Consider the following 10,576-nt stretch of genomic DNA (forward strand, 5'->3'; position numbering starts at 1 on the left):
ACACCGACCGCCTCCTCCGGCGTCTCGACGTGGCGCGGGCCGGACACCGGCCACTCCGGTGGCGTCCAGCACCCGCCAGCCGCCGAGCACCACCACCGGCACCCCGCCCCGGCGCATCGCCAGCGCCACCTCGCTGAGGGTGCCCCAGGAGCCGCCCACCGCGATCACCGCGTCGGCGCTCCACACCAGGACGGCGTTGCGGGCCTGCCCCAGGTTGGTCAGCAGCGTCGCCGAGGCGTCGGCGACCGGGCCGGGGGCGGTGCCGTCGTCGGGGCGTACCGCGATGACCAGGCCGTGGTGGGCCCGGCGCCGGCGGCGACCGCGGCCATTACCCCGCCGCCACCTCCGCAGAGGACGGTCGCGCCGCGCCCCGCGAGCAACTCCCCCACCCGGCGGGCGTGGGCCAGCTCGGCCGGCGTCGCCGACGCCGGGCCGCAGACCGCCACCTGCACCACCCGGCCTCACCTCCACGGCGAGGTTAGCGCCGGGCGCGGCCACCCGGCCGGTACGCCACGGGAATGCGTGGACCGACGCTCCTACCATCCCTGGCATGGGACGTGACGGGGCGGAACCACCGGCACCACCTGGGCGCTGGTCCAGCGGCGGGGTCGGCTGGCAGTTGATCCTCATGGTCGGCGGCTTCGCCGCGTTCCTCGGGGTGCTCGGCCTGCTGCTGCTCGCGCAGGGGGTGGCCGCCACCCTCGCCGAGTACACCGGGTCGCCAGGCCAGGTGCGGGTCACCCGGTGTGTCCCGTTCGAGGGGAAGAACGAGGGGTGGACCTGCGCCGGGGAGTTCGTGGCCGACGGCGGGGCGTTCCGCATCGCCGAGGTGACGATCGAGCCGTACCTGGAGGAACGTCCCACGGCGCCAGTCTCGGCACGGGTCGTCGATCGGCGCTCCGACGAGGCCTGGATCCCGAGCCTGGTGCCGCTCACCGCCGGCGGCGGCGGACTCGCGTTCCTGAGTATGGCCGGGTGGGTCGTCTGGGGGGTGTTCCGTCCCGGCGACCCGGATGAGAACCTGTCGAAGCGGGCCCGCCGGCGCCTGGAACGGCAGCGGCACGGCCCGACCGGGCCGCCGCAGCTGGGCAACCGGGCCCGCAGCCGACGCCGCAGACGACGCCGGTCCGCAACGTGAGGTGGCTCCCCGGTATCGCGCTCCGGGGAGGCCACCTGGGCCGGGGTCAGAAGACGGCGACGCCGTACTTGCTCAGGGCCTCCTTGACCGGCTGAAGGACGGGTGTCGACGCCCGCCGCCCGGGTCGGCTAGCCTGCCGGCCATGCCATCGACGCTGACCGAAGCGACCGATCCGTACTGCCTGCGCGAGGGAGAGAGCGCCGCGCTGCTCGCCGGGCATCCGTGGCGCCGGTTCGTGGTGCTGGGCGACAGCGTCGCCGAGGGGATGTGCGAGCCGGTCGACGGGTACCCGCCGGTGCAGTGGGCGGACCGGATCGCCGCCGAGCTGCGCGCGGCCCGCCCCGGGCTGGCGTACCTCAACCTGGGCCGGCGGGGGCTGCGGGCGCACGAGGTGCGCGCGGCGCAGCTGGACGCGGCCCTGGCCTTCGATCCCGACCTGGCGCTGCTGGTCTGCGGCGGCAACGACGCGTTCCGGCCGGCCTTCGACCCGGACGCGGTCGACGTCGAGCTGGCCGCGATGATCGGTGCGCTGCGGGAGGCCGGGGCGGACGTGGTCACCGTCGGCATGTTCGACGTCTCGCACAGCCCGGCCGTCCCGGAGCAGGTCCGGCCCGGACTCGGCCAGCGGATGCGCCTGCTCTCCGCGCACACGGGGCGGCTCGCCGCGCGGCTGGGCACGGTGCACGTGCATCTCACCGACCACCCGGCCGGCGCGGACGCGTCGCTGTACAGCAGCGACGGCCGGCACGGCAGCGCCCGCAGCGACGCCATCGCGGCGGCGGAGACGGTACGCCGGCTCGGCGCCCACCTCGCCGCCCGAGGCGCATCCCGGCCGTGACCCGGGATCGTCTGTCGTCTCCCGACGCCGGCCCCGACCGGTCCCGCCGGAGACGACAGGCGATCCTCGGCCGGCTCAGTCGGTGAGCAGGATGCCGGTCATCAGGACGCCCCGGGCGAGGTTGAGCACCCCCTCGCAGCCGGGGTAGCCGACCCGGGCCAGCGCGCCGGAGCCGGTGCGGCCGAACAGGTACGGGGCGATGCTGTACGGCACCTCGGCGGTGACCACCTCCCCGGTCTCGATCTGCACGAAGTCCATCGCCACCCGGTCGGCCGGCATGTACCGCTGCAGGATGTTGCCGCCCCGCGCCACGGCCGCCCGCACCCCGTCGGCCCAGGCCGCCGCGCTCAGCTCCGGGCCGATCAGCACGTCGTGGCCCGCCGAGCCGTCGGCCGGCTTGGCCACCAGCTCCGCCTGCTCGGCCAGCGCCCGGTCCAGCTCGGCCTCGGTCAGCACCACCGTGTGCGGCACGTACCGGCGGATCAGGGCCTGGTCGTCGGCGGGGAGCTGGTCCAGGTCCTCGTAGAGCCAGGCGAAGTTGACCTTGTTGCCGAGCAGCCAGGCGGCGGCGCTGACGAACATCGGCAGGGTGCCGGCGGCAAGCGCCCCCGCCACCGCCTCCAGCCCCGCGCTCGGCGTGACCCGGTTGGGCACGAAGAGCCGGAACAGCGCGTCCACCGGCGCGCCGCCCACCACCAGCCGCCGGTCGGCGTCCAGGGTGGCGGTGGCGACCGGGGCGATGACCAGGTCGATGCCGAAGCGCCGGGCCTGGTCCGCCAGGGGCGAGAGGATCCGGATGAACGTCTCCGGGTCGTCCAGCCCCGGGTACTCGGCGTCGAAGTCCATCAGCAGCGCCACCCGGGCCCCGTCGGCAAGGCCCAGCTCGTCGCGGATCGCCACGAACCGCTGGTCCAGCAGGGACGGTGCCGGCCGCGCCGGCACGCCGTCGAGCAGGCCGCGCTCCCGGTAGAGCTGGGCGAACCGCTGGATCACCGTGTCGGCGTCGAAGCCGCCGCCGAGGCTGCTGTCGATGTTGTACTCGACGATCCGCGGCTCCCCGCCGGAGAGCAGCACGTCCGGCCGGTACGCGGCCAGCAGCGCCTCGGTCAGCGGCTCGTCCTCGTCGAGCAGCCGGGTCTCCCCCGCCGGCACGCCGAGCAGCCGCCGCAGCTCCCCCGCCGTACGGGCACGACGCCGGCAGGCGTCCAGGATGAGCTGGGCGATCCGGTCGCAGACCTCGTTCAGCTCGCGGAAGGAGTCGGCCGTCAGCACCGTCGGCCGGGCCAGCCGCCACTGCTTGTTGTACGTCGCCCGGCCGTGGAAGATCCGCTCCCACTCCTGCGCCCCGGCGGCGACCATCGCCCGGCGGGCCGCCTCCGGCAGGTCGGTCCACGCCCGGCCGGCCGCCGGCCACGGGTAGTTCACATCGATCATGATCCGTCCTTGGTCACGTGGTGGATGGCGGCGGTGAGGGCCGCCCGGCCGGGCTGTACGGCCCGGTCCAGCGCGGGCGCGAAGGGCAGCACCGCGCCGTCCGGGCGGGTGACCCGCCGGGGCGGGGCGGCCAGCGGCACCCGTTCCACGACACTGGCGATGATCTCCCCGGCGATGCCGCAGGACCGGTTGGAGTCGTCGAGCACCACCAGCCGCCCGGTCCGGGTCACCGAGTCGACCAGCCCGTCGAGGTCGAACGGGTAGAGCGTGCGCGGGTCGAAGACCTCGACCGAGACCTGGTCGGCCAGCTCCCCGGCGACCGCGAGCGCGTCGTGCACCAGGTGCCCGACGGCGACCACGGTCACGTCGTCGCCGGCCCGGCGCACCACGCCCCGGCCCAACGGCACCGGGGCGAGGGTGGCGAAGTCGACGTCCTCGCGGACGTCCAGCGCGCCGGCCGGGGCGAAGACCACCACCGGGTCGTCGTGCCGGATCGCCGAGACCAGCAGCCCGTACGCGTCGGTCGGGGTGGCCGGCACCGCGGTGACGATCCCGACGTGGGCGAAGAGCGAGTACGGGTGGTCGGAGTGCTGCCCCGCCCAGCCCGTCCGGGAGCCGGAGCCGGGCACCAGGTAGGTGACCGGGGCGGCGCACTGCCCGCCGGTCATCAGCGGGAACTTGTGCGCGTGGTTGACGATCTGCTCGAAGACCAGGAACAGCAGCGACGGGATCTGGAACTCCACCACCGGGCGCAGCCCGGCCAGCGCCGCGCCGGTGGCGAAGCTGGTGAACGCCTGCTCGGACAGGGGCGTGTCCAGGACCCGCTCCGGCCCGAACCGCTTGAGCAGGCCGGCGGTGACGTTCGACGCGGCCACCCGGATGTCCTCGCCGAGCAGGAACACCGCCTCGTCGCGGGCCAGTTCGTCGGCGAGCGCCCGGGTCAGCGCCTTGCGGTAGGACAGCCGTGGCATCAGCCACCTCCCGTCCGGGCGGTCAGCCCACTGGCGTACAGGTGGTCCAGCGCGCCGGCCGGGTCGGGCTCGGGGCTGGCCAGGGCGAACGCGACGGCCGCGTCGAGCGTCGACTCGACCTCCGCGTCGACGGCCGCCCGGTCCGCCGGGGCGAGCCGCGCGCCCTGGATGTGCACCGGGTCCCGGGAGCGGCCCTCGGCCACCTCCTCCGGCGGGCGGTAGTCGAGGCGTACCGTGTGTTCGAAGGTGTGGTGGGCGTCGAAGCGGTAGGTGCGGGCCTCGACCAGCTCCGGGCCGCCGCCGGCGCGCATCCGCGCGACGGCGGCGGCCGCGGCGTCGCGTACAGTCTCCGGGTCCTGGCCGTCGACGACGGCGGCCGGCATGCCGAACGCCTCGGCCCGGCCGACGATGGTGCCGGCCACCGCGCCGGCGACCGGCATGGTGGTGGCGTAGCCGTTGTTCTCGCAGACGAAGAGCACCGGCACCCGCCAGAGCGCGGCCAGGTTGAACGCCTCCAGCAGCATCCCCTCGTTGACCGCGCCGTCACCGAAGAAGGTCGCCCCCACCACGTCGTCGCCGCGCCGCCGGCGGGCCCAGACCGCGCCGGTGAGGATCGCCCCGGAGGCGCCGACGATGGCGTTGGCGCCGAGCACCCCGAGGGAGAAGTCGGCGGCGTGCATCGAGCCGCCCCGGCCCCGGTTCAGCCCGGTCTCCCGGCCCAGCAGCTCGGCCATCATCCGGGCCGGGTCGCACCCTTCGCCAGCACGTGCCCGTGCCCGCGATGGGTGCCGGTGACCAGATCGGAGTCGCGCAGCGCGGCGCACACCCCGGCGGCGATCCCCTCCTGACCGAGGTACGGGTGGATGCCGCCGACGATCGCCCCGGAGTGGACCAGCTCGACGGCCCGCTCCTCGAAGCGGCGGATCAGCCGTACCGTGCGGTAGAGCCGGACCGGGTCGGCGTCGGTCACCGGTCGCGCCCCTCCTTGACGGCGACGAGGATGTCGTCCCACAGCGCGGCCCGGGCGGTGAGCGCCAGGTTGACCGTGTCGGCGCACTCCTGCCACTTGGCGTCGTCGTCGCCGCACAGGTCGGCGAGCATCTGCATCGCCATCGGGGTGTGCTGCTCCCCGTCGACCTCGATGTGCCGCTCCAGGTAGTCGACGAAGGTGTGCAGCCGGTTGCTGCGCTCGTTGACGGCGACGACCTGAAGGAACATGTCGGGGATCAGGTCCTCGCGGCCGAAGGCGAAGGCGGCGGCCTGGCAGTGCACCGGGGTCGACTCGATGATCTTCCAGGTGGTGGCGGCGAACCGCGCCGACGGCGCCGGGACACCCGCCTCGGCCAGCGCGGCGGCCACCGGGCGGCCGGCCCGCAGCAGCTCGACCAGCGCGTCCACGGCGGTGGTGTCCGCGCCGGCCTCCCGCATGCCCCGCACGTAGAGCTCGAAGTGGCTGATGAAGCCCTCGCCGAGCTCGTCGCTCTCCTCCACCAGCACGATGTCGTTGATCAGGCGGCGGCTGCCGGTCGGCCCGGTCGGGATCCACGGCACCGTGACGCAGGTGAGCTGCCGCTGCAACGACTTCAGCAGGGACATGAAGTCCCAGACCGCGAAGACGTGGTGCTCCATGAAGGTGACCAGCGCCTCGTGGGTGTCCAGGTTGGCGTAGAGCGGGTGCCGGACCACCACGTCGCGGCGGTCGGTCACCGCCTGCTCCAGCCGTTCGATGCCCGGATGCGTCCTCCCCCAGTCGTACCGTGACATGTCAGCCTCCCTGCTGGGCGCGGTCGCGCCAGATGACCGGGCAGTATTCGGGGTCCGTGTAGTCGGGCCGCCCCTCGTGGGTGCGGCGGACCAGCACGTCGTGGTTGTACGCGGCGAGCGTGCCGTCGGAGAGCGGATACTCCCGCCACGCGTTGTCGCCGTCCTGCAGGTGCAGCGAGATCGCCTGGCGCGGACGGCCGCTGACGTTGGCGCCGCTGCCGTGGTAGGTGCGGCAGTGGTGGAAACTCAGGTGCCCCTTGGGGATCACCATCGGGATCTTGCGGATCTCCGCGCCGTTGTACGCGGCGTTCTCGGCCAGCATCTCCTCGAGCTGGCTGCGGTCCCGGTCGGCGAAGTGCCGTACGACGGTGTCGTCGGCGCCGATCTCCTGCCACCGGTGTGAGCCGTCGACCATGGTGATGGTGCCCATCTCCTCCCCGCAGTCGTGGAACGGGATGAAGGCGGTGAGCATCTTCTCCGACGACGAGGACGCCCAGTAGTGCTTGTCGAAGTGCCAGGGCACGATGTTGGACGGCTCGCCGGAGATCGGCGGCTTGTAGATCAACGTGGACTGGAAGATCCGGATCTCGTCGGCCTGCGCCAGCCGGGCGGCGACCGCCCCGATCAGCGGCTTGCGCAGGATCGCCGCGAGCCCGTCGTGCTCGTGGTGGACGTAGTCGTTGTGCCGCTGCACCGGGCCCTTCGCCGGCTCCCAGTAGGCGAGCTTCGGCGGGCGCACCGGCAGGCGGCGGTCGCGCTCGCCGCCGTAGTAGCGGTCGGCGGCGGCGGTGAGCGCGTCCACCTCCTCGTCGGTGAGCAGCTTCTTCGACAGGTACCAGCCGTGTTCGGCGTAGAAGCGCACGTCCTCGTCGGACGGGAGCAACGCCTCCTCCTCGGCGGTCAGCGTCGGATGGAACTCCGTGGTGGTCATGCCCCAACCCCTCGTGCCGTGCCGACCGCGACGGCGGGGGTTGCCCCCGCCGCGGCCAGCTCCCGTTCCTTGGCCTCGTAGAGCGCCTTGATGTTGCCGCTGCCGAAGGTGCGCGCCCCGCGTCGCTCGATCAGTTCGAGGAAGAGGGTGCGGCGCACGTGCATCGACTCGGTGAAGATCTGCAACAGCTGCCCGCCGTGGTCGGAGTCGACCAGGATGCTCAGGTCGCGCAGCCGGTCCAGCGGCGCGTCGACCGGGCCGACCCGCCGCTCCAGGTCGTCGTAGTAGGCCCCGGGGGTGCCGGCGAAGCGCACCCCCCGCTCGGCCAGCGCCCCGACGGCGGTGACGATGTCGTCGGTGCGCAGCCCGAGGTGCTGCACCCCGGCGCCGTGGTGCTCGGTGAGGAACGCGTCGATCTGGCCGGGGCGGTGGCCCGCGTCCGGCTCCAGCAGCACCAGGGTGACCCGCCCGGACGGGCTCTGCACCACCGTGGAGTTCATCGCCTGGCCGGCGACCTCGATGTGCTCCTCGAAGATCTGCGCGAAGCCGAAGACCCGCTCGTAGTGCGCGACGGTCTCGTCGAGCTGCCCCGGCGGCACGCAGACCGCCAGGTGGTCGATCTCGGAGAGCAGCTTGTCGTCGTCGGTGACCGGCGGCGTCGTCTCCACCGCCCCGGGCAGGAACTCCGTCCGGTCGCCGCGCCGCTCCACCAGCCGGTGCAGCACGTCGCCGAAGCCGCCGACCTCGGCGGTCACCACCTCGGCGTCCGCGCCGGTCCAGGTCCGCGGCGCGCTCACCCCGGTCGCACCCCGGGCCACCAGCTCCGCGTACGCCCCGGCGGCGTCGCCGACCTCCAGCGCCACCACCGCGATCCCGTCGCCGTGCCGCTGCACGTAGGTCGAGGCGGGGTGCCCGGCGGTCAGCCCGGAGGTGAGCAGCATCCGGATGTCGCCCTGGCTGAGCAGCAGCGAGCGCTGCCCGGCCAGCCCGGTCTCCGGTCCCCCCTGGCCCCGCAGTTGGAAGCCGATCGCGGTGCCGAAGTAGAAGGCGGCCTGCCGCGCGTCCCCCACGTACAGTTCGATGTGGTCTATTCCACGGATGTCCATCTCCAGCCCTTCCCCATGTCCCCCCGTGAGTGCGGTCCGGGCGCGTACCGCCCGGGTTGTCACCTGTGCGGCCCGGCGGCCCGCGCCCCGGCGGTGCGCCGCAGCAGCAGGCTGACGTTCTGGCCGCCGAAGCCGAACGAGTTGGTCAGCGCGAACTCCGTCCCGGTCGCCCGGGGCTCGACCCGGATGTGGTCCGCCGGGCAGTCCGGGTCCGGGTCGTCGAGGTGGTACGTCGGCGGCAGCAGCCCCGCGCCGAGGGCCAGCGCGCAGGCGGCCGCCTCCACCACCCCGGACGCGCCGAGCAGGTGCCCGGTGAGCGCCTTGGTGGAGCTGACCGGCACCCCGCCGACGCCGAAGACCGTCGCCAGCGCCCTGGTCTCGGCGATGTCGCCGAGCTTGGTGCCGGTGCCGTGCGCGTTGACGTAGCCGACGTCGCCCGCCGACACTCCCCCGCCGGCGAGCGCCCGCCGCATGCACTCGGCCGCGCCTGCCCCGTCGGGCCGGGGCGCGGTCGGGTGGTACGCGTCGGTGGTCGCGCCGTACCCGGTCACCTCGGCGTAGGCGGTGGCGCCGCGCGCCGCGGCGTGCTCGGCGCGTTCCAGCACCAGCAGCGCCGCCCCCTCGGCGAGGACGAACCCGTTGCGCCGGGTGTCGAACGGCCGGCTGGCCTGGGTCGGATCCGCCCAGCCGCGGGCCAGCGCCCTCGCGTTGCCGAAGGTGTCGGCGAAGGTCGGGAAGAGTGGCGCCTCGCTGGCCCCGCAGAGCACCACGTCGGCCTCCCCGGCCCGGATCAGCCGGACCGCGTCGGCGACCGACTGCGCGCCGGAGGCGCACGCCGTGCCCACCGCGGAGCTGTAACCGCGGATGCCGTGCGCGATGGCGATCCGCGCCGACGGCATGTTCGGCAGGATCCCGGTCAGCAGGTACGGGCTGACCGCCGCCCGCCCCCGGGCGGCCCGCGCCACCACCTGCGTCTCCAGCGTGGACATCCCGCCGACCCCGCCGACGATCACGCCGATCCGCGCCGGGTCGACGTCCCGGCCGACCTCGATCCCGGCGTCGGCGAGCGCGTCGGCGGCGGTGAGCAGCGCCAGCACCACGATCCGGTCGAGCACCTTGGTCTCCGGGCCGGAGGCGACCGTGCGCGGGTCGATCGGCGGCAACAGCCCGGCGACCTCCAGCGACTCCCGGGCGGGGTGCCCCTCGGGCGGCCGGGCCAGCCCCGACTTCCCGGTGGTCAGCGCGTCGAAGGTGGCCGCCACGCCCCGCCCGACGGGGCTGAACAGCCCCATCCCGGTGATGACGGCGCTCATGCCGGCGACTCGGTCAGGTAGCGCTCGCGCAGCGCCACCTTGCGTACCTTGCCGGTGACGGTGACCGGGATGTCGGCGGAGGCGACCGGCACCACCCGGCGCAGGGTCGCGCCGACGTCCGCCCCGAGCGCGGCGCGGACGGCCCCGGTGCGGTCCGTCCCCGGATCGGCGCCGGCGGCCAGTTCCAGCAGCACGTCGGTGACGACGGTGGCCTCGTCCTGCTTGACGATCACCACGGTGCAGTCGGTGACGTCGGGGCAGGCGGCCAGGATGCGCTCCTCCGACAGCGCGGTGAAGAAGCGCCGCCCGTCGCCCAGCTCGACCGAGTCGACGGCCCGGTCCAGGTGGTAGTAGCGGCCCTCGGCGTCGGCGTACACGAGATCGCCGGTCAGGTACCAGCCGCGCAGCCGGGACCGGTGGGTGGTCACCGAGTCGTTCCAGTAGCCGCGGAACAGCGAGGGCGAGTCGATGCCCAGCCAGCCCACCTCGCCGGGCGGCAGTTCGTCGCCGTCGAGATCGAGCACCGCCACCCGGGTGAACCGGTAGGGACGGCCGACGCAGCGGCCGTACCGGTCGGTGTCGGCGGTGTGGGTGATGTGGAACATCGAGTGGCCCATCTCGCTGGAGCCGAGCCCGTCGATGAAGACCGAGCCGGGCACCCGCACCACGCCCTCGCGGGTGACGGTGTCCCGGGAGCCGACCGCGACGAGGCGCCGCACGTGCGGCTCGTGCGAGCAGTCGCCGGTGTTGAACCACAGCCGCACCGAGTCCAGGTCGTACCCGGACAGGTCGAAGCGGGCCAGCTCCGCCCAGGTGACGGAGAAGCCGAACACCCCGTCCGGGCGCCAGCGCTGGATCGCGTCGAGCACCCGCTCGCCGCCCTGCTCGGACAGGAGCAGCATCTCCGCCCGGTTGCCCAGCGCCTGGTTGACCATCAGCACGGTGGCGGTGTGCGGGGCGGGCAGCGCGTTGAGGATCCGGCTGGTGCCCTGCGCCTGCGGCATGGACAGCAGGTGCCGGGTGGCGGCGAAGAGGCTGGCGTGCGAGTGCAGCACCGCCTTCGGCACCCCGGTGGTGCCGG

At 74.3% G+C, this 10,576-nt stretch carries 9 protein-coding genes and 2 pseudogenes; 2 read left to right on the plus strand and 9 right to left on the minus strand.

Annotated elements, in window-relative coordinates:
- Positions 1 to 455 (minus strand): annotated as a pseudogene (locus JNW89_RS16915) (hypothetical protein); the annotation flags it as partial.
- A 95-nt stretch (positions 456 to 550) separates the two neighbouring features.
- On the opposite strand from JNW89_RS16915, the gene JNW89_RS16920 reads away from it, so the two are divergent.
- Together JNW89_RS16920 and JNW89_RS16925 are read left to right on the plus strand one after the other, a co-directional pair.
- The gene (locus JNW89_RS16920; RefSeq protein WP_238449657.1) at positions 551 to 1,138 is read left to right on the plus strand and encodes a hypothetical protein; all 588 of its coding nucleotides are present in this window, start codon (positions 551 to 553) and stop codon (positions 1,136 to 1,138) included.
- Between the two features lie 142 nt (positions 1,139 to 1,280).
- The gene (locus tag JNW89_RS16925; RefSeq protein WP_238449658.1) at positions 1,281 to 1,976 is read left to right on the plus strand and encodes an SGNH/GDSL hydrolase family protein; all 696 of its coding nucleotides are present in this window, start codon (positions 1,281 to 1,283) and stop codon (positions 1,974 to 1,976) included.
- 75 nt (positions 1,977 to 2,051) lie between these two features.
- Here the strand turns inward: JNW89_RS16925 and JNW89_RS16930 are convergent, their stop codons facing one another.
- The 8 genes and pseudogenes from JNW89_RS16930 to JNW89_RS16965 form a co-directional block, all read right to left on the minus strand.
- Entirely contained in the window at positions 2,052 to 3,410 is a 1,359-nt protein-coding gene (locus tag JNW89_RS16930; RefSeq protein ID WP_238449659.1) for a hypothetical protein, read from the minus strand.
- Positions 3,407 to 4,381 carry an alpha-ketoacid dehydrogenase subunit beta gene (locus JNW89_RS16935; RefSeq protein ID WP_238449660.1) on the minus strand — a complete coding sequence of 325 codons (975 nt, stop codon included), beginning with the start codon at positions 4,379 to 4,381 and terminating at the stop codon, positions 3,407 to 3,409. The genes JNW89_RS16930 and JNW89_RS16935 overlap by 4 nt, the downstream gene beginning before the upstream one ends.
- Positions 4,381 to 5,351 (minus strand): annotated as a pseudogene (locus tag JNW89_RS16940) (thiamine pyrophosphate-dependent dehydrogenase E1 component subunit alpha). Before JNW89_RS16940 ends, JNW89_RS16935 begins: the two are co-directional and overlap by 1 nt.
- Positions 5,348 to 6,145, minus strand: a complete 798-nt coding sequence (locus tag JNW89_RS16945; protein WP_238449661.1) for a DUF3050 domain-containing protein — start codon at positions 6,143 to 6,145, stop codon at positions 5,348 to 5,350. Before JNW89_RS16945 ends, JNW89_RS16940 begins: the two are co-directional and overlap by 4 nt.
- 1 nt (position 6,146) lies before the next feature.
- Complete coding sequence (locus JNW89_RS16950) at positions 6,147 to 7,076, minus strand: phytanoyl-CoA dioxygenase family protein (protein WP_238449662.1); 930 nt, start codon at positions 7,074 to 7,076, stop codon at positions 6,147 to 6,149.
- On the minus strand, positions 7,073 to 8,182 hold the full coding sequence (hppD, locus tag JNW89_RS16955) for a 4-hydroxyphenylpyruvate dioxygenase (RefSeq protein ID WP_238449663.1): 1,110 nt from the start codon (positions 8,180 to 8,182) through the stop codon (positions 7,073 to 7,075). The genes JNW89_RS16950 and hppD overlap by 4 nt, the downstream gene beginning before the upstream one ends.
- 59 nt (positions 8,183 to 8,241) lie before the next feature.
- A complete protein-coding gene (locus JNW89_RS16960) occupies positions 8,242 to 9,495 on the minus strand; it encodes a beta-ketoacyl synthase (RefSeq protein WP_238449664.1) in 1,254 nt (417 codons plus the stop codon).
- Positions 9,492 to 10,576: class I adenylate-forming enzyme family protein (locus JNW89_RS16965; RefSeq protein WP_238449665.1), on the minus strand; the 1,085-nt coding region annotated here is incomplete at its 5' end. The genes JNW89_RS16960 and JNW89_RS16965, both read right to left, overlap by 4 nt.

It is taken from the genome of Micromonospora sp. 4G55, assembly GCF_016803375.1.

Excerpts from the sequence above, each read along its gene's own strand:
- JNW89_RS16920 (WP_238449657.1), top strand. The coding sequence starts at position 551 with ATGGGACGTGACGGGGCGGAACCACCGGCACCACCTGGGCGCTGGTCC.
- JNW89_RS16925 (WP_238449658.1), top strand. The coding sequence starts at position 1,281 with ATGCCATCGACGCTGACCGAAGCGACCGATCCGTACTGCCTGCGCGAG.
- JNW89_RS16930 (WP_238449659.1), bottom strand. The coding sequence starts at position 3,410 with ATGATCGATGTGAACTACCCGTGGCCGGCGGCCGGCCGGGCGTGGACC.
- JNW89_RS16935 (WP_238449660.1), bottom strand. The coding sequence starts at position 4,381 with ATGCCACGGCTGTCCTACCGCAAGGCGCTGACCCGGGCGCTCGCCGAC.
- JNW89_RS16945 (WP_238449661.1), bottom strand. The coding sequence starts at position 6,145 with ATGTCACGGTACGACTGGGGGAGGACGCATCCGGGCATCGAACGGCTG.
- JNW89_RS16950 (WP_238449662.1), bottom strand. The coding sequence starts at position 7,076 with ATGACCACCACGGAGTTCCATCCGACGCTGACCGCCGAGGAGGAGGCG.
- hppD (WP_238449663.1), bottom strand. The coding sequence starts at position 8,182 with ATGGACATCCGTGGAATAGACCACATCGAACTGTACGTGGGGGACGCG.
- JNW89_RS16960 (WP_238449664.1), bottom strand. The coding sequence starts at position 9,495 with ATGAGCGCCGTCATCACCGGGATGGGGCTGTTCAGCCCCGTCGGGCGG.